The following is a 22,283-nucleotide window of genomic DNA, read 5'->3' on the forward strand; positions in this document are numbered from 1 at the left end:
GGTGAACTATTATGAAAAGCAATAGAAGTAAGCTCATTGCACTCTCTTCTGCGTTTGTTTTCGCTTTGTCTATTATCGGATTAAAATTTGAAAATACCCTCGGACTGTTTCCTATCCTTGTAGCAATTGTCGCATTCTTTATTTGTGTGATTCATACTAGCATGCACCTTTCTGGAGTCACCAATGGAGATGTATTGGGTTATTTTCAACAAGCTTATCAAGAACCAATGCAACCAACAGAAGCGGAATCACAACGCAAAGGCGAAGGCTCTCAAGACAAAAATCGTTGAAGCATGTCACGTTCTCCGTATACTTTGAGAAAGCACTAAAGCATAAGCTTGTCGGAGAAACACATGTCACATCGAGTACCTACTAATATACTGACGGGATTTTTGGGCGTCGGTAAAACCACAACTATTCTGAAATTATTAAAAGACAAACCAGAAAATGAAAATTGGGCGGTATTAGTCAATGAGTTTGGTGAAATAGGTATCGATGGTGCGATGATGACCGATCAAGGTGCGATGATCAAAGAAGTACCGGGTGGCTGTATGTGCTGCACGGCGGGTGTACCTATGTCTGTCGGTATTACCGCTTTGCTGCGTCAAAAACCGGATCGTCTTCTGATCGAGCCGACGGGCTTGGGCCATCCAAAGCAAGTGATAGCGACACTCACTTCTGAGCAATACTTGCCGTATGTGGATCTTAAAGCGACGATTGCGTTGGTGGACCCGCGTAATCTAAGTAACGAAAAGTTTCTCTCTAACGCTAACTTTGTCGACCAGCTTGATAGTGCAGACGTGGTCATTGGTAGTAAAGTTGACCAGTGTACAAGCCACGACATTGATGTATTTAACGACTGGGTGACTGATCAAACGCCTTCTAAAGTGTTCAGTAAATTGATTCACAATGGTGATTTGCCGATAGAAGTGTTAGATATCGAACGTGTATACGGCAGTGCATCTTCTCATATTGAAGCTCATCACCATGATCACGCCCATCAAGAGCCGCAATTTCAATTACCCCCTGGTGAAGCCTTCATTCGTAAAGAGAACAAAGGGCAGGGATATTACAGCTGCGGTTGGTTGTTTGGTGCGGAATACTCCTTCAACTTTGACGCATTGTTTTCGATGCTGTCTGAGCTGACGGCTGAAAGGGTAAAAGCAGTGATGAACACCGATCAAGGCTGTTACGCGTTTAACGTTGCCAATGGCGTAGTATCAGTCAACGAAATGAGCTTAGAGGGTTTTGAATCGCGTCTTGAAGTCATCGACTCACAATTGATGCCTTGGGATCAGCTAGAGGCGATCTTACTCAAACTTTGCCGCATTTAAGAGTCAACGCCGATCGGCATAGAACAAAGCCTAAGCAAGTGCTTGGGCTTTTTTGAATGCGCCTATTCTGCTTTATGTCTTTACAATACAGCCAATGAATTTAATTCTGAGCGTATCATGATAGTCGTGCTGGAATCATAGACAGTTCCGTCCTCAAAGCTTGACGTCCGTACCGTCATGTGACCTTTAAATTTCATAGGAGGAAGGTTCTGGGTAAGAATTAAAGTGACGAAAAAGAACAGAGCTTCCACTCCTCAGAAAAACAATTATAGGTTTAAGGCTAATGTCGGAATATCTGAACCAGTGATAATAATCGGACCGTCTAATAAATCAGTAACTGATAACTTAACCTGTTTTCCATGAAGCTCATAGTGGACGGTTTCTTGTTCGACAGTAATATTACTTGGTACTGGGGCGATGGGAGGTACGACACCTGTCCAACTGACGGAAACGTTTGCGCCAAAAGAGTTTAAAGAGACGAGTGTGAGAGCCAGCAAACACTTTTTCATGATTCTATTCTCTATGTTAGATTGTTTTTTTTGATGGAATGTGTGAAGTTTATATTTATAACTGAATGATTAGTTTGATATATATCAAGCGATAAGCTTTACGAAACAATACGTAATACAATGCCAATTTATGAATTGATAAGAAATAACCTTAGTGTGGAATTTGAAACAATGTGACATTTTTAGTGGATTAGATACTGAAAAAAGTGAGATAAGTCACTTGAATTCGGGTATAGTTCACCGCTAAATTTTATAGCTACTTAGTGATTTTTAAGGAATACGCTCAATGTCATTTTCATCTCAAGGTTTTGCGCCAGAAGTGGTTAAAGCTCTGGCAGAATGCGGTTATGAGAAGTTAACGCCAATTCAACAGAAGGCGATTCCAATGGCCCGTAAAGGCTTTGATATCTTTGCAACTGCGCAAACGGGAACGGGTAAAACTGCCGCATTCTCTTTACCTATGATTCAACAGTTGTTGGAGTCCAGTCGCAGCGTATCTCGCAAAACGGCACGTGCATTGGTCATGGCCCCGACACGTGAACTCGCAGAGCAAATCGCAGACAATATCAAAGCATACACTAAGTACACAGATCTCTCGGTTGCGGCGATCTTTGGTGGTCGTAAAATGTCTTCTCAGATCTCTGCACTAGAGAGTGGTGTCGATATCCTTGTTGCGACTCCTGGTCGTCTTGAAGAACACATCGAGCAAGGTAATGTTTCGGTAGCAAACATCGATTTTCTGGTTTTCGATGAAGCAGATCGTATTCTTGATATGGGCTTTATTCATGCGGTTCGTAAGATCATGTTGGACGTGGACACAAATCCACAAATTATGATGTTCTCAGCAACAACATCTAGCCAGTTAAATTTACTGGCGAAAGATATCCTTCACAAGCCAAAGCGTATTGAGGTAGAGCGCGCAAATACGACAGCACAAACTATTGCGCATGTACTTTACCCAGTGGATCAAGAACGCAAGACAGAGCTTCTTTCTGAGCTAATTGGTCGCAAGAACTGGAGGCAAGTCTTGGTGTTCGTGAACTACAAAGAAACCGCAAACGATGTGGTGAAAGAGCTTAAATTAGATGGTATTAAAGCGGTTGTGTGCCACGGTGATCGTGCTCAAAGCGCTCGCCGTCGCGCGTTAGAAGAGTTCAAAACGGGTAAGGCCCGCGTGATGGTCGCGACCGACGTTGCTGCCCGTGGTCTAGATATTGAGGATCTGCCTCACGTGGTGAATTATGACATGCCGTTTCTAGCAGAGGACTATGTTCACCGTATCGGCCGTACTGGTCGTGCGGGCAAACAAGGACACGCGGTATCGTTTGTTAACCGTGAAGAAGAACTGACCGTTGTACAGGTTGAAAATCTGATCCAACAACGTATTCGCCGTATCGAGCTTGCGGGTTACGAGCCAAAGCAGCGTGAATCTTACATCGAGAAGTTAAATTCAAAGCCAGCGTTTAAGAACCGTCAGGGTCGACGCAATAACCCGAACCAATCGGCAACAGATCAGGGTTCCGCAGAGCGTCGTCTAGCGATGGTAAAACGCTTAAAAGCACGCCGTTCTTCAAACTGATAACGATTTATTAAATCAATACAATTTGCGAAAAGCGCTTTTCTATCAAGAGGCGCTTTTTTTATGTGGTCAAAATGAGGGGGTAGGCGTTAACTTCGAATAACGAACATGAAATGGAGGGGCAGGGGTAACAAGCAGAATGCGAGATAAGTTCTTGTCAATTTTTTTTCAATACAGCCCTGAAAGCAGAGAAAGTTGATACACTCAGGATATGAAGTAATAGAGTTAATAATAATTCATTGTTATTTTTCAACTTGGTGTTTTGTTAACCATACTGTACTCAAGTGACTTCAAGATATGAGCTTGGCGTGTCCGTTTTTATAAATGAGCTCTCAAGTGATTGATAGTGGCTCTATCGCTACTTGATTTTAATCAGAAGAGACAATATATAAATGATAAATAAAGAGCTTTTGAAAAAAGCCATTATATTTTTTCTGCCATTACTATTCGTTGCGGCGGAGTCGCTCTATTTGGCAAATCAGAGCATTCAACGGAATCTTGAACAAATCCTTATTGGTATCAATCAAGTCGCAGATGAAATTTTTCATCAGATTGATGCAGAAAGTCGAACTGCACTGCTGCGTCCTGAGCGTTGTGAAGCATTACAACAAAACTTAATGTTCGAACGTAATATTGATGAGATGTTAATTATCAAAGGTGAGCAAATTGTTTGTTCGTCGAAGCTCGGTGCGATATCCCGTCCCAAGGACGATTACATCCAAATGTACCGTTCGGATAAGCTGTCACTTGGTCACGTGAATGGCTATCTTGATCAAGTTTTGTTCATGAGCACCACGAGCAAATCGCAACCTGAATACCAAGCGGTCGCCATCATCGACCGAAACTATTTTGGTACAACGATAGGTTACCGTAATGACCCCAGACTAAAACGTACAGCGCTTTTTGTTGGCGATGCCTCTGCACCTATTAACTCGACAAAAGGTGGTGAGAACCAGATCGCACTTAATCATTCTGAGAGGTTCGACTATCAATCCTTAATTGAAGCGAGTGACTTTTACGTTGAACAAAAACGTTTTTCATACCTATTCTCCTCTATTCCCGTTTTACTGGTTTTCTACTTCCTCATTTTCCTCTTACGTCGCCTTATCGATCCGCAGCGCCATTTGTTATACGAGTTGAAAAAGGCCATCAAGAAGCGTGAGTTATATCTCTATTATCAACCTCAAGTTGATGTTTATACAGGAAAAATATTTGGCTATGAAGCTTTGGTTCGATGGCCTCATAAGCTAAGGGGCTTGATCTCGCCGAACGAATTTGTACCCATGGCCGAAGATAAGGGGTTAGTAGAAAGCCTGACCGAAGTGGTATTAGATAGAGCTTGTGAAGATTTCTCGAATCTTAAATTTGAAGACAAAATACATCTAGGCGTCAACCTTCCGGCCGGTTGTTTGTCAGAGTCTCATGTCATGAAAAAAATAGAGACGATTCACCATACATTGAAGCAGTTTAACGTCGAGTTAGGGATCGAAATTACGGAGAGGCAGCTGATTGATAGTAACGCCATTCAGCACATCGCAGATCTGCGATTACACGGTATTCAGGTGCTTATCGATGATTTTGGTACAGGGCAAACCGCCTTAGCCGTATTGCAACACATGAAAGTTGACTACCTAAAGATCGACAAGTGCTTTGTTGACACTATTGGGATCGAGAGTGTTAACTCATCAGTACTAAACGCAATTGTCAGTTTGGGTAATGACTTGGGCGTTGGTCTGATCGCAGAGGGCGTAGAGACAAAAGAGCAGGCAAACCACTTACAGGCGCTAGGGGTACGTATTCATCAAGGCTACCTGTACGCCAAGCCACTCCCTTATAAAGAAGTGATCGCCCGCACACAAGCTTCTTAAAGGCATATGCGTTATCCGGAGAATCTTTTGATGTTCTCAAGAGCTATTTCTCACGAGCTACCGCATGTGGCCGATTGCATGGCCTCGCTTAAGGGGGGATTTTGGTAATCTCTTTAAACCATTCAAATACTAAAAAGCCCGTTGATTTCTCAACGGGCTTTTTAAATGTGGCGGAGAGATAGGGATTTGAACCCTAGAACCGCTATTAACGGTTGCCGGTTTTCAAGACCGGTGCTTTCGACCACTCAGCCATCTCTCCTTTACGAGCGTATGATAGGGATGGGCAAGAATGTTGTAAAGCATTGTTTTGATGCAAAAGAAGTGATTGGTTGTTTTATGTACATGCTTATAGATGAAATTGATATTGTGAAACAATAAAAGTCTGGTGTAATTGTGTTTTATAGAGTTTTTACTTTATGCGGAGCTTGCTTAATAAAATAGTGTTTTATTGTTATCTGGTTGATTTAAATGGAATAAGTGGCTTTGAGTAAACAGGTGTTCGCCCGAAAGTGTTTGCAACGTATTGTGAAGTAATTCAAAATTCACTGGTATAGCCAGTTGTGCTGAATTTATCTAAGGGTTTTTATGAAAGTCACAAATCTATTTAAAGACAAAGTTGGTTCGATTTCTGCTAACCAATCAGAGTTTATGAATTGGATGTCTCCAACGCTTCGCGATTACTGGAGTGACTTCTTAGGTCGAGCACAAAGCAGTTTCTTGTTCTCTAATGTGCGTGATCACAAGAAACCAGCGGTTAACGAAGAGGTAATCCCGCAGCCTGAGCCAATCGTGCTTAAGCCCGAAGCGCAAGTTCTATTCGATGAGCTAAGCGACAAAGTGGGTGAAGTCATCCACGTTGGTGATTGGGTTCATGTATCGCAGGAGCGTATTAACCAATTCGGTTCTGTAACTGAAGATATGCAATGGATCCACACAGATCCTGAGCGTGCGGCTTCTGAATCGCCGTTCAAAACCACGATTGCACATGGTTTCCTAACACTATCGTTATTGCCTAAGCTGACTGATTCCGTTGATCCAGAAAAACCAATGTTTCCAACTGCAAAAATGGTCGTAAATCTAGGTTTGAACCAAGTACGTTTCCCATACCCAGTAAAAGCTGGCAACAATGTTCGCGCGTCAAGTAAGCTAACTAAGATTACGCCGATAAAGAAAGGCCTTGAGATCGAACGTGAAATCAAAGTTGAAATCGAAGGTGTACGTCGCCCTGGTGCTGTCGTGGTTTCCGTGATTCAGTTGCATTTCTAATTTGAAAGACTTCAAAAAAAGAGAGCAAATTCGGCTCTCTTCTTTTATGTCTGCGTTTTATTGATTAAAGCTTTTCACTGGTGTGTAGCCGTAATCCGCAATGGCTTCTTGGCCTTGCGCTGATTTCAGGAATGTGACGAACTCTTTACCCGCTTTGCCCAATCCATCTACTTTGTAAAAAACCAAAAACGGACGCGCCAGCCTGTACTTGTGGTTGGCGATATTACTCGCGGTGGGATCGGTACCTTCAAACTGGATCGCTTTTATTGAGCGATCTACTGAGCCGACAGAGATAAAGCCGATAGCATGTGGGTTGTGGTTAACTATGGTTTTTACCATGCTGTTGCTGTTGACGACTAAGTTGTTTGGGTTGATATCCGATACCAAACGGTCGTTGATGATCTTAGTCAGGCCTAGTAAGCTTTCAAAGCTGTAACGCGAGCCTGAAGAAGCCTCACGTGTTACCACTGCGATGGGCTTATCTGCGCCGCCGACTTGTTTCCAGTTGTTGATTTTACCTTTATAGATATCATAGAGTTGTTGTTCCGAGAGGTTTGCAACTGGGTTCTTAAGGTTAACAACAACAGCTAGGCCATCGTAAGCAATAGGAAATACGTTGAGGTCTTCGCCTTTCTCACTTTCTGTTAAGTATCGCGAGCTCATTCCAATCTCTACGACCCCTTTATTGACCATTGTGATGCCAGCGCTTGAGCCAATACCTTGAACAGCAATATAGTCGGAAGGGTGGGTTTTATTATATTCTTCAGCCAGCACATCCATCACCCGGGCAACAGAGGTAGAACCAGAAATATTTACTTCTTTTGCCATAGCAGAAGGAAGAGAGCAGGCTATGGCGAGTATGGCCGCCACAGAGGCCGCCACAGAGAGACGTAACATATTGAACTCCAAATACGGTTTAAAGCAGCGCTCATCATATTTCCTCTAGGTTACACTTTTGTGAACGTGGATTGAGACGAATATTGAATGTTCGATTGATCTCGTTTTCAGCAAGTGACTATCAATACAGTGGGACGAGTGGTTTTTACTTGTTGGGGAATGAAGGGGTGATGCTGCTCGCTTCAACGCATCAAGTTGGGTGCTATTCTGAGCTTTAGAGAGCGTATCTGTTAGGTGATTTCTACCTCTCTCTCTGGCACTTGGGTATATACTAAGAACAACATATCAGGAGTAGGTTCATGTCAGTATCTCAAATGGCGACCAGCCGCTTGCATAAGTTGATTCATTCACTTTGCGCTAGACGAAATGTCAATTTGCCAGTAGAAGCGTTAGGGAAGTGCTTATATGAGCCAATAGAGAATGGTGTTGAGCTTTATCACGCGCACTTTTTACTGGATTCTCAACACAGCGAATATACCAACCCCATTGCAAAGATTCTATTTGATACAAGAACCCAACTTTGGCGCTTTTACGTGCCGATATATCATAAGGAAGAGCTGGTTTGGGTGCCTTATGAAAAGCTACCTCACAGTGAAACTCTTGAGATCCTACTCGCTGAACTAGAAAGCGATCCACAAGCGTGCTTCTGGGATTAACAGGCTCCCTGTTCCGCTCATTTTTTGTATATCAATGAATGGGTGATAAGTTTCTTTCGTTTAGTACGAGCTTTTAGTGTCACAAACTATCACTTTGAAACTTGGGTTCGAAACGCTTTTGGTGTCACGTTGTAAATTGATTTAAATGCTGTACTGAAGTGTGCGGCACTCTTAAAGCCTGATTCGAACGCAATCTGAGTAATGGATTTCCGCGATAAGCGCAGTTGCGTTGCTGCGTGGTTGATGCGTTTGACCTTCAAAATCTGCGAGAATGATAGGTTTTCTGCTGCCAGTCGACGTTTCAAGGTCGCGATAGACATGCTCATGTGCGTTGCTAAAACCTCTAGCGTGATGTCTTTCTCGATATTCTTTTCTATGTATTTAATCGCTTTCTGTGACGCATTAAGGCTGCTTGCGTCATCAATAATAGATAGAACGTCCGGCTGAACTTCGCTCATGAGTGAGAGTAGCGAAAGCGCAATATGACCCTGAGCGTATTGAGGTGCATGGCAATCCGCTAATCCAATTAACACGTCTAATAGTTTGGTGATAGGAGAAAGGCTTTTTGAAGAGAAAGGGTAGAAGCGGCGTTCTTTTGTTTCTGCAGGTATGCCTGAATGTGCAGATTTAAACTCGCCGAATAAGCCAGTATCAAACACAAGAGCTAACGCCCTAAATGGACCGGGCTTGGCTTCGGCATTGCTCAGATCTGTGGAGTTGTAAAGGATAAAGTCTCCAGCATTTAATTCAATTTTCTCACCACATGGTTGGCTAATGATAAGTGAGCCTTCCTCAACAATATATAAACCATTGTGAGTGGCGGTGTAGCGTTCACTTTTGCGCGCAGCGAAGTGATTAAAGCGCATGATCTCAATGTTCGGCATATTTGTTCTTGTCTTTCTTGAATGACTTATAAAAAAGGCGCTCTTATGAGCGCCTTTAAAATTCAATCGGTATTACTTGCTCACCGTTTCTTCTGTTTTTGCCACTGATTTATCAGCAAATACCTGAGTTGGCTTTGCAACGATGCTACGGTTTTCTTGGTTAACGTCCGCTAGAACGATTTCCAATGTGTCACCTAATTTGAATACCACTTCTTTATCGACAGAAATAGTACCATTGTCACCATTACACTCAATTCTTTCTTTATTATTCAAGATCAAGCTACCAGGAATAAAGGCAGCGGCGCCATTTTCGAGAAGTCGGACACGTGCGCCTGCACGATTAATATCGAAAATTTCACCTGTGAAACGTGTCTGCTTGCTTGGCTCTTCCGCAAGCGTGCGAGCGTATAGCCAGTCAGAGACGTTTCGTTCTGCTATTTTATGGTGTTTACGGTGCAGAGCGAGTTCTTCGCCAACTTCATTGTCTGGTTTTTGAACGGGTTCTTTGTTCAAAATCACGGCTTTTAGCATGCGGTGGTTGATCATGTCACCGTATTTACGAATCGGTGAAGTCCAAGTCGCGTAGATATCAAGGCCCATTGCGTAGTGAGGGAGGGGTTGATTACCCACTTCACTGTACGTTTGGAATTTACGTATGCGGTTATCTAGGTATGAAGCGTCTAGGGTACCTAACCAGCGACGAAGTTCTGCAAAACCATCTAGTGTTGCGATGGATTCGGCTGTGAACGCTAACGTGCTTTCTGGGTTCACTAGCTCAACCACTTCTTCGATTTTCTCTGCTTTGAAACCTGCATGTGTATTGAATACGCCAGTTGCGAATTTATCGCGTAACGTGCGGCCTGCACAGATGTTTGCCGTGATCATGGATTCTTCAACTAGACGGTTCGCGCTACGACGCATATCAGCGTGAATTGCCACAACGTCGTTGTCTTCACTGAGTTCAAAGCGGTAGTCAGGACGATCTGGGAACACTACCGCGTTCTTTTCACGCCAATCAGCACGGGCAAGAGAGAAGTCGTATAGGTCACGAACGATGGTTGCGATTTCTTCTGACGGTTGCCATGCTTCTGAGTTGCCATTTTCTAGCCAATCAGAAACGTGATTGTATGCCAGGCGAGCATGTGATTTGATGTTTGCTGCGAAGAAATTGATGTCATCACCGATCACACCATCTTTATCTACGGTTACTTTACAACAGATAGCAGGGCGGACTTCACCTTCGATTAGAGAGCACAGGTTATCTGCTAGGTCTCGAGGCAGCATTGGGATGTTACGACCCGGCAAATAGATAGTGTAGCCACGTTCACGCGCGACTTTGTCCATATCGTCTTCAGGTGTGATGTACGCCGTTGGATCTGCGATTGCAATCGTCAATTCAAAATCGCCAGATTCGGTTTTCTTTGCGTAAAGAGCATCATCCATGTCTTTGGTTGATTCACCATCGATAGTCACAAAAGGAACGTGAGTCATATCTGCTCGCTCTAGATCACTATCATCTTTTAGCTCCCAGTTCTCGATGCCTGCCGGCTCAGAGTTTGGTAGGTCGTTTTGCGCAAGCGTTACCCACCATGGTGCAATCTTGTCGTTTGAATCTGTAATCTTCTCGGAAATCTCGACTAAGAAAGCATTGTCGCTGCTCAGTGGGTGGCGAATAAGATGAGCAACAACCCAGTCACCTTCTGCGAACTCATCCGGTTTTAGACCTTTTTTCAGTTTCGCTTTAAGAGAAAGCTTCTTAAGCTGTGGGTGATCAGGAACGACATTTAGCTTGCCTTTAAACATTTTTACTCGGCCAATAAAGCGAGTCACAGCTTGCTCAATCAGCTCTTGCGGTTCGGCAACTTCACGTTCGTTTTCAGTGCGTATGATGGCAACCACTCGGTCACCGTGCATGCATTTTTTCATGTACGCTGGTGGAATGAAGAAGCTGGTTTTACTGTCTACTTCCAGGAAGCCGAAACCTTTATCGGTTGCTTTGATTGAGCCTTCTTTTTTAGGCAGGTTTTCTTGGATTTTTTGCTTGAGCTGAGCTAGCAGCGGGTTATCTTGAAACATCTTTTCTTAACTTACCAATGGAATTGTCCACACTATAATCATTGCGAGCTATTATTACTACCTAAAGCACAGAAATTCGCTGTGAATTATTGGTGAATTAAACAGCTTATTGGTGCTTTTCTCTTCGGAGAATCGGGGGTTAGGTGGAATATTATGCAAAAAATGCCATTATTGAGAATAAATTGTGATGTAATTCAATTTTTTCTGGCTTTTTTTATGCTTTTAAGGAATAATCCGCCTCTCTTAGTTGTCCCTAATGGCTTATCGCGGTTGTGTACTGTACTAGCTCCTGCTGAACGGATTAGTAACTGGATGGATCAGTATCGAATTGGAAGAGTATATGGGACTGTTTTTTTGTTTAATTAAGTAGGATCCCAATGCAAGATTCTGTTATTCAATTCAGAGATTTATCTCTGAATGATTCTATCCTTTCTGCTCTAGACGGAATGGGTTTCGTGTCACCAACTCCAATTCAGGCTGCGGCAATTCCACACCTATTGGAAGGTGCTGACGCGCTAGGTAAAGCTCAAACAGGTACAGGTAAAACGGCAGCGTTCTCTCTGCCTCTACTAAACAAGTTAGACCTTGATCAACGCAAACCTCAAGCTATCGTACTTGCTCCAACACGTGAGCTAGCGATTCAGGTTGCTGCTGAAATGAAAAACCTTGGTAAAAACATCAAGGGTCTTAAAGTTCTAGAAATCTACGGTGGTGCTTCTATCGTAGACCAAATGCGTGCGCTGAAAAACGGTGCACACGTTATTGTTGGTACTCCTGGCCGTGTTCAAGATCTTATCAACCGTGAACGCCTGCACTTGGACGAAGTGAAAACTTTCGTACTTGATGAAGCGGACGAAATGCTAAACATGGGTTTCGTGGACGATGTAACTGCAATCATGGAGCACTCTCCTGATTCAGCTCAACGCGTTCTGTTCTCTGCAACTATGCCTCCGATGCTAAAAAGCATTTGTGAACGCTTCCTACGTAGCCCTGTAACGGTTGACGTTGCTGGTAAAAACCACACTGTAGATAAAGTTCAACAACAGTTTTGGGTAGTGAAGGGCGTAGAGAAAGATGAAGCTATGTCTCGTCTTCTTGAAACCGAAGAAACTGATGCATCAATTGTATTCGTACGTACTCGTCAAGATACGGAACGTCTAGCAGATTGGCTTTCTGCTCGTGGCTTTAAAGCTGCTGCACTGCATGGTGATATTCCTCAGTCTCTACGTGAGCGTACAGTTGATCACATCAAAAAAGGTGTTATTGACATTCTAGTTGCGACTGATGTTGTTGCTCGTGGTCTTGATGTACCTCGTATCAACCACGTATTTAACTACGACATCCCATTTGATGTTGAGTCTTACATCCACCGTATTGGTCGTACTGGCCGTGCTGGACGTAAAGGTAAGGCTATCCTCCTAGTTCGTACTAACCAAATTCGTATGCTTCGTACTATCGAGCGCGTAACTAAGTCATCGATGGAAGAAATTCAACTTCCTCTACGTGACCAAGTTGCCGAGGCTCGTCTAAACAAGCTTGCAGCCGAATTGGAAGCAGAGAAAGAACATAAAGCACTGGACAAGTTCGTTGATCTTGTAGAGAAGCTACAAACGTCTCTAGAAATCGAACCAGCGACACTAGCTGCAATGCTTCTTAAGCGTCAGCAAGGCAAGCGCCCTCTATTTTATGTTGGTGAAGACCCAATGGTTGAAGCGATTGAGCGTGACAAGCAACGTCGTAAAGATCGTCGTGAAGGTGGCCGCGAAGGTGGTCGTGAAGGCGGTCGCAGCTACAACAACCAAGATTGGGATACTTACCAGCTTCAAGTTGGTCGTGAGCAAGGCGTTCAAGTTAAAGACATCGTTGGTGCTCTTGCAAACGAATTAGGCCTAGGCAAAGGGTCTATCGGTGCAATCAAACTGGCGCAAGGTCACACATTTGTTCAGCTGCCTAAAGCGATGACTTCAGATGCTGCAAACAAGCTAAGCAAGCTACGTATTCGTCAAAAAGACGTTGGTGCTGTCGTATGTGATTTCGATGACTTCCGCGAGTCTCGTGGTCGCCGTGAAGGTGGCCGTCGTGATGGCGGCGGTTACCGTGGTAACCGTGAGGGTGGTAACCGTGGCAACCGTGAGGGTGGCGAACGTCGTTTCGACCGCAATCGTGGTGGTGATAACCGCGGTGCATACCGTGGTGAACGTGGTCACGGCCGTGGTCGTCGCACACAAGAAGCATAATTGCTTAACCACTAGATGATTTAAAAACCGAGCCAGTGCTCGGTTTTTTTATGCATGTCGAATATGGGGAGGCTTCTTTGTGATGGTTCACTCGGTTAACTAAAACAACAGTACTATCTACCCAGACACGTTTGTTTTTGAGCAGATGTTTTTTTTAGTCTTCAAATAAAATCTAAACTTGTGGTAGATCAACAAAAAATGTCCAATTAGATAACTAATACTTAAAAATAGTTGAAAGATTCAAAAGTTATTGAATAATAGAAGACACAAATAAAAAGTACTCAGCGCGCAAGCGTAACTACAAAATCTCAGCTCCACAACAGGAAACTATTTCATGTCTAATTCGTTCGTACTGGTGATTAACTCAGGTAGCTCATCACTAAAATTTGCAGTCATCGACTCCCAATCAGGCGATGCTGTCCTAAGTGGTCTGGGTGAATGCTTTGGTCTATCAGACGCTCGTATGAGCTGGAAATTCAACGGTGAGAAAAAGGATATCGCAATCGAAGGTGATGATAACCATCATAAGATTGCGATTGGTAAGCTGGTTGGTTTGACCGAAGACTTAGGTCTGGCTCAAGAAATTGTCGCTGTTGGCCATCGTATCGTTCACGGTGGTGAGAAGTTTACTCAAACCGTTCGAATTACAGAAGAAGTCACTGCTGAAATCGAAAAGCTTGCGGATCTTGCGCCACTTCACAATCCTGCAGGTGCTATCGGTATACGCGCGGCTATTGAAGCGTTTCCAAGCCTTCCTCAGTTTGCTGTGTTTGACACTGCATTCCACCAAACCATGCCTCAACGCGCGTTCACAGGTGCTATCGCGAAGGAACTCTACGTAGACTTTGGAATCCGTCGTTACGGCTTTCACGGTACTAGCCACTATTTTGTCAGTCGTGAAGCGGCGAAGATGATTAACAAGCCAGTTGAAAAATCGAGCTTCATCTCTGTTCACCTTGGTAATGGTGCTTCTGTTTGTGCAATCAACAACGGCGAATCTGTCGATACGTCTATGGGCTTCACGCCACTGTCTGGTTTAATGATGGGTACACGTTGTGGCGACCTTGACCCAGGCATCATTGAGTACCTTCTAAAGAAAGGTTGGTCTCAAGAAAAAGTGTTTAACTCATTGAACAAAGCTTCTGGTTTTTTAGGTGTGTCTGGCCTAACAAGTGATGCGCGCGGTATTTTGGAAGCGATGGAAGAGGGCCATGAGGGCGCAGCTTTAGCATTCCAAGTCTTCACATACCGCGTGTCTAAATACATTGCGTCTTACCTTGCGGCTCTTGATTCATTCGACGGCATCATATTCACAGGCGGTATCGGTGAAAACTCTATGCCAATTCGTCGTGAAATCCTTGGCAACCTAAAACTGCTGGGTTTCGTTGAAGATGTGAAAGGCAATGAAGCGGCACGATTTGGTAACGCAGGTGTTATTGCTACATCTGAGTTACTCAGTGCGAAAGCGCTAGTGATTCCTACCAATGAAGAGTGGGTTATCGCTCAACAGTCGGTAGAACTGCTGTAAAACGGCAGACATTTTGGGAATAAAAATAAAGCCCTTTCCGGTTGGAAAGGGCTTTTTTGTCAGCGAAAAGTGTTATCAGGTCACTTTGCTACCTTGTATTAATCACCACTCCACTTGACCGCGTTGAGCTTCAAAAACAGCTAGCGGATATTAATGTTATTGTCTCGTCTGTCGTACATATCAGGTGTGGTGTGAAGCCCCCCTGCGTATCCAGCGGCTTCTAATGTTTCACGTACCTCCTGCACATCAGCAGCGGTGACAACTTCTTGCTGGTCTCCGAGGTGTTTACGTACAAAGGTAATCAGCTCTGCCAGACGAGCATCAGAGAGGATGTCCTCGAAGCTTGCCATCGGCATGAAATTACGCTCTGGATCGATATAAGTCGGTTGTAAGCCACGGACAGTAACCGCAATCGTGTTGAATGGATCGCTGTGCATGATGATACCGTTGTCCAATAAGGTTGGTGCAATTGGGTCTCGTCCTTTACCATCGTTGCCGTGACAAGCACCACAGGTTTGTTTGTAGACGGTATATATCGGATCTTGGTAGGCAGCATCATCGAACCCTTTTGGCTCAAGTGGTACAGCGTCGACAGCGATAAAGTTGTTCACATCACCATTGAGTAGGTAGTAAGACATAGATTCGACGTCTTCTCGTGTCATCAAGCTCAAACTGTTCTTGACCACATCAGCCATACCAGCAAATGCAGTTCCTTTATCTGAGTGACCGGTGTGCAAGAAGTCCGTGAGTGTTTTTTCGTCCCAACCGTCAACATACAACTCTGTCGATGTGATATCCGGTGCATTCCAGCCGTCGATCAGATTCCCTTGGAAGATTCGCTCCGGTATCAGGGCTTGGGCAATGTTACGCGGCGTGTGACACTCAGAGCAGTGCCCTAGGCCAGCTACCCAGTATTTGCCTTTTTGCCATTTCTCAACATCATCGACTTGACCTTTAAGCTCGTCTGGTAAACTGTAGTCGATTGGATCCGTGTCCATAAAGACAATGTTCCAACCGAGTAAACCAAGGCGGATGTTTGATGGGAACATCATGTGGTTTTCGTCGTTACGACGAGCAACCGAAGGGATAGATTGCATGAACTCCCACAAATCCTCTATATCTTCTTCCGTTAGGTACTGATAGGAGGTGTAGGGCATTGCTGGGTACAGGTAACCGTGTTTGCCTTTGCCTTTCACGAGTGCATCGCGAAAATCAAAATAGTTGTACTCGCCAATGCCTGCGCTGGCATGGGGGGTGATGTTAGTAGAATATATGGTGCCAAATGGGGTGACAAACGGCAGCCCCCCCGCAAAGGGTTCACCACCTTCCGCACTATGACAAGCCACACAGTCTCCGGCATGAGCCAGATACTCACCACGTTTGACGGCCTCAGCATCAAGCTCTGCAAGTTTCAGCTTTTCCTTTTCGCCCGCTTTACGAATGTAGGCACCAAGTGCGAGGATCTCATGTTCAGAGAGTTGATTTTCAAACGCTGGCATCAAGTTGTTTAATCCGTAATTGATGGTGTGCTGGATCTCCTCAATACTACCGCCATGGAGCCAGACATTGTCTGATAAGTCGGGTACACCTGTTTGTTTATTTGCGATAGAACCGTCGCCATGGCAAGAGGAGCAATGTTCAGCAAACAAGGTCTTTCCGAGCTCCACCTTCACTTCTGGTACGTCACTGTGACGTTGATTGAGAGAGGCGAGGTAGTATGCCACCTTGTCAACTTCGTCTTTCCGCATGACTTCAACCCATCCCGGCATGGCACCGTTCCGGCCCTTTGCGATAGAATGAATGATGGCGTCGTCATCACCACCGTACATCCATTCGTTATCAATTAGGTTCGGAAAATGTTTTTGGCCTTGAGCGTTGTCTTGATGGCACGCTGCGCAATGGGTTTTGAAAAGAATATGGCCAGAACGCACGATATCCATATTTTGCGCCAGTGCACTAAGTGAAGTGTCTGTGACTCGACTAAATTGTTCATCTAGGGTGGTGGTTGGTGAGCTAAGTTTGTCATCACTTTGGTCGTAATTCGTTAACCCTTTCCACTCACCTAAGCCCGGATATAAAACTAAATAACCCGCTGATAACAAAAACGCGACAGCGTAACTTACAAACAGCAGTTTGGGTGGTGGTGCATCTTTTTCATCAATGCCGTCGAAGGTGGCAATAGTATGGTCTTGGTCTGCTTTGTGGTTGTTACGCCAGTATTTGACGACAACTGCGACCATCAATGTGAAGAAGATAATGGTGGTGGCAATCGCCCACCAGTTCCAGAATGTGCTCATTGTGCCACCTCCTGCGCTGTGTCTTGGCCAAGACTTTGAAGATAACGAATCAGAGCCTCAGCTTTAGTTTTTCCACGAACTTGCAAACGCGCATCAGATATTTCTTGGTCAGTGTAGGGCACGCCCAGCATGCGCAGTGTTTCCATTTTATTACCAATAGCGTTGCCAGATAATGTCTGCTCAAACAACCAAGGGTACGACGGCATGATAGATGTCGGCACAACTTGGCGTGGATTGACTAAATGCAACACATGCCATTGGTCTGAATATTTGCGACCAAGATTGGTCAGATCTGGGCCCGTACGTTTAGAGCCCCATAAGTTCGGAAACTCGTAAATGTCATCAGACTCCTTGTTAGCGCGGCCGTTGCGTTTGATTTCTGGCTCTAGTGGGCGAACCATTTGTGTGTGGCACACATGACAACCTTCACTGATATAGATATCGCGACCTGCAAGCTCAAGCGCGGTTAACGGCTTCGCTAAGCTACCTTTGGCTATGTCGTCAGTGCGCAGGATATTGGGCACTACCCACACCGCAAAGGAGAAGGCAGCAACAACGAAAGTTGTGATGATTAGGATAACCACCGAATGCGTAAAGTCTTTGCTCATTTTATGCCTCCTTCACCACGAGTACAGCCGGTGAACGCACGGTCTTGTAGAGGTTGAAAGCCATCAGGAATAAACCGAGTACAAACAGTGCACCACCAAAGAAACGTAGGAACAACCAAGGTGCTTTGAAGTTCATTGCTTCAACAAAACTGTACACCAGCTCACCATTCTCGTTTTGAGTGAGCCACATATAGCCCTCACCAATGCCAGCAACCCAAAGAGCGATGGCATAAATCGCGACGCCTGCATGGGCAAGCCAGAAATGCCATTTGATGAGTCGATTCGACCACAGTTCTGTTTTATTCCACAGGCGTGGAATAAAGTAATAGAAAACCGCTATGCCTGACATGGCTACCCAACCTAATGCGCCGGAGTGAACGTGACCAATTACCCACTCGGTATTATGGGCCATCATGTTAAACCAACGGATCGCCAACAACGGCCCTTCAAAGGTTGCTAAGCAGTAATAAAGGATGGCAGAGAAGAAAAACAGGCATATATAGTCTGACTTGAGCTTGGTTTTGTTTTGCAGAAGGGTCATCGCACTGTTGAAAGCACCAGCCCATGACGGGAGCCACAGAATAAGTGACATGATAATCCCTATATTCTGAACCCAAACAGGGACCGACGAGTAAATGAGGTGGTGAGTACCGGCCCAAGTGTAAAAGCCGACTAGGCCCCAAAAGTGAATAACAGATAAGCGATAAGAGTATATCGGACGGTCAGCCGCTTTCGGAATAAAATAATAGTTCATCCCGATCACCCCAGCGGTTAGCAAGAAACCTACTGCGTTGTGGCCCCACCACCATTGGACTATCGCGTCCTGAGCCCCAGCAAATACTGAGTAAGATTTCATCATCGAAACTGGCATCGCCAAGTTATTTACGACGAATATCATCGCGATCACTATGATGAAGGCGGCAAAGAACCAGTTTGCTACAAAGATATGATCCACTTTGCGCTTGGCGATAGTGCCAAAGAAAAGCACCGCATAAAGCACCCATACTAAGACAATCAGCAAGTCGATAGGCCACTCTAATTCGGCGTATTCTTTTGAGGTCGTATAGCCTGCGGGTAAGGTTATCAGTGCTAACAGAAGTACCAACTGCCACCCCCAGAACACCATCCAGGATAGGCTCTGATTAAAAAGGCGACATCGACCAGTACGCTGAGCAATATAGAGTGATGTACCCATTAGAATATTGACGACAAAGCCATATATCACGCCAGAAGTGTGGAGCGGTCTAAGGCGACCAAACTGAAAATACTGCGAGTCAAAGTTGAGAGCAGGCCAGTACAACTGCGCAGCGAGAATGACGCCGATGATCATCCCTGCAACAGCCCAAACCAACGATGCCAACACGAAATACTTAACAACTTGGGTGTTGTATTGAGTAGTTGCTTGTTCCATAGGGAAAGTCCTCGTTTAAGGCTGGGGCTCGTTAACTGCTGGTGAAGTCTCACTTCCGAGCAGTGAGTAGTAATGAGAGATATCCTCGATATCTTGGTCTGTAAGTGCGTCAGCTTGCTGTTGCATTAGCACAGCAAGGCCACTGGTTCGCTCCCGAGTTTTGTAGTCCTTCAAAGACGAGATCAAATATGTCTTGTTTTGACCGCGAAGATTTGGGTAGGCGTCAATGGTTGAGATGCCGTCAGCGCCATGGCATGTCATACATACTTTTGCTTTCTCTTTGCCGACCTCAAACTGTTTATCGACGTTTTTTTCCGTCGCGAGAGTGAAGGAAGAGAAGCCTAAAGCGGCAACCAGAGCCATTTTGAAAGCCGCGATTATGCAATGGGTTTTATTTAATCTCATCACTGTTTCCTAGTAAATTAAATGCGTTTTCTATTACCTGAGGTGTTAATTTTTTGTATTTATACATTAAATAATAAGCAGGTAATGGCTAATTCGCTATGTAAGAGCCGCTTTAATTATGAATTTAATATTAATACGTGCCGATGCTTTGGATTGGACAAAATCGATGACAATAAAACTAAAGTGAAAATAGGTGGTTAGCTCTTCGTGTTTGTAAAACAGCAAGGTCTATGTGATTTGGTTATTTATGTGATGTTTTTAAAAAGAACAGGAGAAATTGAAAACGGTGTATGGCACTCAGCAAGTGCGTTGAAAGATTATGAGAACTTGAAAAAACGAACATTAAGATGTTTGTGGAAGTTCGATCACAGAATCAAAACATTACATATGTACTTAAACCTTCAATTTAACTATTGATAAAATTGTTTCGTTTAATAAATGCCCATATTGCTATTGAAAATGAAGTGAATACTGTTTTACTTTGTAGGATTTACCTTACATTTTATCATTATTAATAAATTCATTATTTCGTTAGAGTGGTTTTGTCTGAGTGCCGTTGGCATTAGTTGAAACTGTTCAGTCTTTGATTGGTAAATAATTGAATTTAAGGGTTTTTGTAATGGTGTATGAGTTTGATGACAGTAACCAGAGAGCACGTTTTAAAAGAGGTAGGCACGTTAAAGTGGGTTCGTGCGGCATGAAAAAGTATCATGAATGGCGCAGAATGATTGTTAGCGGGCTTTACTCGCCAAAAGAGGCAGCAATAGCCGTTGGGGACTCCCATTATGAGCAGTTGAGAGGGGTGAAGTTTGAAACTTATCCAGTTTACTCAATACGTTTAACTCAAAAGGACCGAGTGACATTTATCTACCCATCACCATACCGAATTAAAATCATTGAAGTCGGCGGACACTATTAATTATTTGGACAGAAGTTGGTTTTGTTACGCTTTTCAAGCATTGAATCGAGATCATCTGCCTATTTTTCCACGAGTTCTGATAGCGCCAGCGAGACTTTTGAGCTCGGCTGGCGGTTTAACTCTCGGCTAATCATCCATCCGGCTTTTGCAAGCATCGTCAAGTCGACGCCAGTTTCTATCCCTAACCCTTTACACAGGTAGAGTACGTCTTCCGTCGCTACGTTACCCGATGCGCCGTGAGCATAAGGACAGCCTCCGAGACCGGCTACGCTGCTATCGATGGTGAGTATGCCCATGGTTAAAGCTTGATATATATTTGCCAACGCTTGTCCCCATGTATCGTGAAAATGTGCGGCGAGCTGGTCTATCGGGACTTTGGTTTGCACCGCTTCTAACATTCTAGCGACACGAATAGGTGTTGCTGTGCCTATGGTGTCACCGAGTGAAACCTCATAGCATCCTAATTCCTTGAGCAGATAAGCGATGGTCGCTACTTGCTCTGGTCTGGTTGACCCTTCGTACGGGCAATCTACAACGCAAGACAGATACCCACGTACGATAATATGATGTTTTTTGGCTAACTCCATTACAGGTTCGAAGCGAGTGAGGCTTTGCGCGATCGAGCAATTGATATTTCGTTGGCAAAACCCTTCCGATGCAGAGGTGAAGATTGCGACTTGGTTGGCTCCAGCTTCTAACGCTTTCTCGAAACCTTGTGTGTTGGGCGTTAAAGCGGAATAAACGATCTGTGGGCGGCGGGTGATGTTCTTCATTACTTCAAAAGAGTCTGCCATCTGAGGCACCCATTTTGGCGAGACGAAAGAGCCAACCTCGATATGACTCAGCCCCGTCTCAGAGAGCAGGTCAATAAGGCGAATTTTCGCTTGCGTGGACACCATTGATTCGTTTTGTAGTCCGTCCCTTGCGCCCACCTCGACGATATTGACTTTGCTTGGCAAATTCATCGCTTGGCCTTAGCTGGCTTAATGAGCCAGTCTGGTTCTCTTTTTTCAAGAAAGGCATGTAAGCCATCTTGCCCTTGCGGTGACACGCGAATGTCAGCGATCAGTTGGCTAGTGTATTGGATAAGTTGGCCATCAATTGGATTTTGGTGGCATTGATGGCACAGAGCTTTGGTTTTTCGCATTGCGTCTGGGCTATTAAGTAACAGCGAATCAATCAAGTTTTCTACGACGGTTTCAATGTTATTCAGCTTGTGCACCTCATGCACAATGCCAAACTTCTCAGCTTGATCAGCGTTAATTACTTCTGCACTGAGCATATAACGACGCGCTTGGCGGTTGCCCATTGCTCTTATCACAAAGGGTGAGATAGTTGCGGGAACAAGTCCAAGTTTTACCTCACTCAAGCAAAAGTTCGCATCGTGCGCAGCGATGGCAATATCACAACAGCAGACTAAGCCCAATGCGCCACCGAAAGCAGAACCTTGGACAACGGCAATAGTTGGTTGAGGGAAAGCATCCAAGGTAAGCATTAAGCGCGCTAGGTTTTGCGCGTCTTCAAGATTTTGTTTTCTGGTGCTGTTGACCATGGATTGCATCCAGCTTAAATCCGCGCCAGAAGAAAAGTGTTTGCCTTTCCCCCTTAGCACAAGACATCGAACGTCAGTACGCAATGCAAGGTAGTCCAGTCTGTGGATCAGCAAATCAATCATACAGTCGTCAAACGCGTTGTGTTTTTCTGTGCGGTTGAGTGTGAGCGTTGCGACGCCGGATTCATCGACGTTCCAAAGCACTTCATCTTGTCGTTTGTTGTTGGGGGTGATACTCGGTTGATGACCCTTCATAC

The 22,283-nt window shown here is 44.6% G+C and carries 19 protein-coding genes and 1 tRNA gene; 9 read left to right on the plus strand and 11 right to left on the minus strand.

The genetic code is table 11. The features are described 5' to 3' along the window. Positions 1 to 11 precede the first annotated feature (11 nt). Together AND4_RS01295 and AND4_RS01300 are read left to right on the plus strand one after the other, a co-directional pair. Complete coding sequence (locus tag AND4_RS01295; RefSeq protein ID WP_009841065.1) at positions 12 to 290, plus strand: hypothetical protein; 279 nt, start codon at positions 12 to 14, stop codon at positions 288 to 290. Positions 291 to 353: 63 nt separating this feature from the next. After that, complete coding sequence (locus tag AND4_RS01300; RefSeq protein WP_009841066.1) at positions 354 to 1,334, plus strand: GTP-binding protein; 981 nt, start codon at positions 354 to 356, stop codon at positions 1,332 to 1,334. 266 nt (positions 1,335 to 1,600) lie between these two features. Here AND4_RS01300 and AND4_RS01305 read toward each other — a convergent pair whose 3' ends face one another. Beyond that, positions 1,601 to 1,843, minus strand: coding sequence for a hypothetical protein (locus AND4_RS01305; RefSeq protein WP_009841067.1), 243 nt, complete (start codon positions 1,841 to 1,843; stop codon positions 1,601 to 1,603). Between the two features lie 286 nt (positions 1,844 to 2,129). On the opposite strand from AND4_RS01305, the gene AND4_RS01310 reads away from it, so the two are divergent. Together AND4_RS01310 and AND4_RS01315 are read left to right on the plus strand one after the other, a co-directional pair. Continuing rightward, the gene (locus AND4_RS01310) at positions 2,130 to 3,422 is read left to right on the plus strand and encodes a DEAD/DEAH box helicase (protein WP_009841068.1); all 1,293 of its coding nucleotides are present in this window, start codon (positions 2,130 to 2,132) and stop codon (positions 3,420 to 3,422) included. Positions 3,423 to 3,814: 392 nt separating this feature from the next. Further along, complete coding sequence (locus AND4_RS01315) at positions 3,815 to 5,290, plus strand: EAL domain-containing protein (RefSeq protein ID WP_009841069.1); 1,476 nt, start codon at positions 3,815 to 3,817, stop codon at positions 5,288 to 5,290. Positions 5,291 to 5,458: 168 nt separating this feature from the next. Here the strand turns inward: AND4_RS01315 and AND4_RS01320 are convergent. Next, positions 5,459 to 5,549: transfer RNA gene (locus AND4_RS01320), tRNA-Ser, on the minus strand. Positions 5,550 to 5,875: 326 nt separating this feature from the next. On the opposite strand from AND4_RS01320, the gene AND4_RS01325 reads away from it, so the two are divergent. Then, positions 5,876 to 6,556 (plus strand): MaoC family dehydratase, encoded by a 681-nt coding sequence (locus tag AND4_RS01325; protein ID WP_009841071.1) that lies wholly within the window; start codon positions 5,876 to 5,878, stop codon positions 6,554 to 6,556. Positions 6,557 to 6,613: 57 nt separating this feature from the next. On the opposite strand, the gene AND4_RS01330 is transcribed toward AND4_RS01325, so the two are convergent. After that, entirely contained in the window at positions 6,614 to 7,453 is an 840-nt protein-coding gene (locus AND4_RS01330; protein WP_009841072.1) for a phosphate ABC transporter substrate-binding protein, read from the minus strand. Positions 7,454 to 7,752: 299 nt separating this feature from the next. On the opposite strand from AND4_RS01330, the gene AND4_RS01335 reads away from it, so the two are divergent. Next, the gene (locus AND4_RS01335) at positions 7,753 to 8,109 is read left to right on the plus strand and encodes a DUF3024 domain-containing protein (protein ID WP_009841073.1); all 357 of its coding nucleotides are present in this window, start codon (positions 7,753 to 7,755) and stop codon (positions 8,107 to 8,109) included. Positions 8,110 to 8,198: 89 nt separating this feature from the next. Here AND4_RS01335 and AND4_RS01340 read toward each other — a convergent pair whose 3' ends face one another. After that, positions 8,199 to 8,993, minus strand: coding sequence for an AraC family transcriptional regulator (locus tag AND4_RS01340; RefSeq protein ID WP_009841074.1), 795 nt, complete (start codon positions 8,991 to 8,993; stop codon positions 8,199 to 8,201). A 72-nt stretch (positions 8,994 to 9,065) separates the two neighbouring features. Next, positions 9,066 to 11,069, minus strand: coding sequence for an exoribonuclease II (gene rnb / locus AND4_RS01345; protein ID WP_009841075.1), 2,004 nt, complete (start codon positions 11,067 to 11,069; stop codon positions 9,066 to 9,068). Between the two features lie 377 nt (positions 11,070 to 11,446). On the opposite strand from rnb, the gene AND4_RS01350 reads away from it, so the two are divergent. After that, entirely contained in the window at positions 11,447 to 13,306 is a 1,860-nt protein-coding gene (locus tag AND4_RS01350) for a DEAD/DEAH box helicase (RefSeq protein ID WP_009841076.1), read from the plus strand. Between the two features lie 334 nt (positions 13,307 to 13,640). Next, positions 13,641 to 14,834 (plus strand): acetate/propionate family kinase, encoded by a 1,194-nt coding sequence (locus AND4_RS01355; RefSeq protein ID WP_009841077.1) that lies wholly within the window; start codon positions 13,641 to 13,643, stop codon positions 14,832 to 14,834. Positions 14,835 to 14,974: 140 nt separating this feature from the next. Here AND4_RS01355 and AND4_RS01360 read toward each other — a convergent pair whose 3' ends face one another. The 4 genes from AND4_RS01360 to AND4_RS01375 are packed head-to-tail and all read right to left on the minus strand — an operon-like array spanning position 14,975 to position 19,555. Continuing rightward, on the minus strand, positions 14,975 to 17,131 hold the full coding sequence (locus AND4_RS01360; RefSeq protein ID WP_009841078.1) for a cytochrome c: 2,157 nt from the start codon (positions 17,129 to 17,131) through the stop codon (positions 14,975 to 14,977). Next, the gene (locus AND4_RS01365) at positions 17,128 to 17,739 is read right to left on the minus strand and encodes a cbb3-type cytochrome c oxidase subunit II (RefSeq protein ID WP_009841079.1); all 612 of its coding nucleotides are present in this window, start codon (positions 17,737 to 17,739) and stop codon (positions 17,128 to 17,130) included. Before AND4_RS01365 ends, AND4_RS01360 begins: the two co-directional genes overlap by 4 nt. A gap of 1 nt (position 17,740) precedes the next feature. Then, positions 17,741 to 19,150, minus strand: coding sequence for a cytochrome-c oxidase, cbb3-type subunit I (gene ccoN, locus AND4_RS01370; RefSeq protein WP_009841080.1), 1,410 nt, complete (start codon positions 19,148 to 19,150; stop codon positions 17,741 to 17,743). Positions 19,151 to 19,165: 15 nt separating this feature from the next. Continuing rightward, positions 19,166 to 19,555, minus strand: coding sequence for a cytochrome c (locus tag AND4_RS01375; RefSeq protein ID WP_009841081.1), 390 nt, complete (start codon positions 19,553 to 19,555; stop codon positions 19,166 to 19,168). Positions 19,556 to 20,252: 697 nt separating this feature from the next. Between AND4_RS01375 and AND4_RS01380 the strand changes: the two genes are divergently transcribed. Beyond that, complete coding sequence (locus tag AND4_RS01380; protein ID WP_241210224.1) at positions 20,253 to 20,474, plus strand: hypothetical protein; 222 nt, start codon at positions 20,253 to 20,255, stop codon at positions 20,472 to 20,474. A gap of 59 nt (positions 20,475 to 20,533) precedes the next feature. Here AND4_RS01380 and AND4_RS01385 read toward each other — a convergent pair whose 3' ends face one another. Further along, positions 20,534 to 21,439, minus strand: a complete 906-nt coding sequence (locus AND4_RS01385; protein ID WP_009841084.1) for a hydroxymethylglutaryl-CoA lyase — start codon at positions 21,437 to 21,439, stop codon at positions 20,534 to 20,536. Then, on the minus strand, positions 21,436 to 22,281 hold the full coding sequence (locus AND4_RS01390) for an enoyl-CoA hydratase-related protein (RefSeq protein ID WP_009841085.1): 846 nt from the start codon (positions 22,279 to 22,281) through the stop codon (positions 21,436 to 21,438). The genes AND4_RS01385 and AND4_RS01390 overlap by 4 nt, the downstream gene beginning before the upstream one ends. Positions 22,282 to 22,283: the final 2 nt, after the last annotated feature.

The organism is Vibrio sp. AND4 (assembly GCF_000171815.1).
Classification (GTDB): domain Bacteria; phylum Pseudomonadota; class Gammaproteobacteria; order Enterobacterales; family Vibrionaceae; genus Vibrio.

Coding starts and splice junctions, on each gene's coding strand:
- AND4_RS01295 (WP_009841065.1), top strand. CDS start 12: ATGAAAAGCAATAGAAGTAAGCTCATTGCACTCTCTTCTGCGTTTGTT.
- AND4_RS01300 (WP_009841066.1), top strand. CDS start 354: ATGTCACATCGAGTACCTACTAATATACTGACGGGATTTTTGGGCGTC.
- AND4_RS01305 (WP_009841067.1), bottom strand. CDS start 1,843: ATGAAAAAGTGTTTGCTGGCTCTCACACTCGTCTCTTTAAACTCTTTT.
- AND4_RS01310 (WP_009841068.1), top strand. CDS start 2,130: ATGTCATTTTCATCTCAAGGTTTTGCGCCAGAAGTGGTTAAAGCTCTG.
- AND4_RS01315 (WP_009841069.1), top strand. CDS start 3,815: ATGATAAATAAAGAGCTTTTGAAAAAAGCCATTATATTTTTTCTGCCA.
- AND4_RS01325 (WP_009841071.1), top strand. CDS start 5,876: ATGAAAGTCACAAATCTATTTAAAGACAAAGTTGGTTCGATTTCTGCT.
- AND4_RS01330 (WP_009841072.1), bottom strand. CDS start 7,453: ATGTTACGTCTCTCTGTGGCGGCCTCTGTGGCGGCCATACTCGCCATA.
- AND4_RS01335 (WP_009841073.1), top strand. CDS start 7,753: ATGTCAGTATCTCAAATGGCGACCAGCCGCTTGCATAAGTTGATTCAT.
- AND4_RS01340 (WP_009841074.1), bottom strand. CDS start 8,993: ATGCCGAACATTGAGATCATGCGCTTTAATCACTTCGCTGCGCGCAAA.
- rnb (WP_009841075.1), bottom strand. CDS start 11,069: ATGTTTCAAGATAACCCGCTGCTAGCTCAGCTCAAGCAAAAAATCCAA.
- AND4_RS01350 (WP_009841076.1), top strand. CDS start 11,447: ATGCAAGATTCTGTTATTCAATTCAGAGATTTATCTCTGAATGATTCT.
- AND4_RS01355 (WP_009841077.1), top strand. CDS start 13,641: ATGTCTAATTCGTTCGTACTGGTGATTAACTCAGGTAGCTCATCACTA.
- AND4_RS01360 (WP_009841078.1), bottom strand. CDS start 17,131: ATGAGCACATTCTGGAACTGGTGGGCGATTGCCACCACCATTATCTTC.
- AND4_RS01365 (WP_009841079.1), bottom strand. CDS start 17,739: ATGAGCAAAGACTTTACGCATTCGGTGGTTATCCTAATCATCACAACT.
- ccoN (WP_009841080.1), bottom strand. CDS start 19,150: ATGGAACAAGCAACTACTCAATACAACACCCAAGTTGTTAAGTATTTC.
- AND4_RS01375 (WP_009841081.1), bottom strand. CDS start 19,555: ATGAGATTAAATAAAACCCATTGCATAATCGCGGCTTTCAAAATGGCT.
- AND4_RS01380 (WP_241210224.1), top strand. CDS start 20,253: ATGAAAAAGTATCATGAATGGCGCAGAATGATTGTTAGCGGGCTTTAC.
- AND4_RS01385 (WP_009841084.1), bottom strand. CDS start 21,439: ATGAATTTGCCAAGCAAAGTCAATATCGTCGAGGTGGGCGCAAGGGAC.
- AND4_RS01390 (WP_009841085.1), bottom strand. CDS start 22,281: ATGAAGGGTCATCAACCGAGTATCACCCCCAACAACAAACGACAAGAT.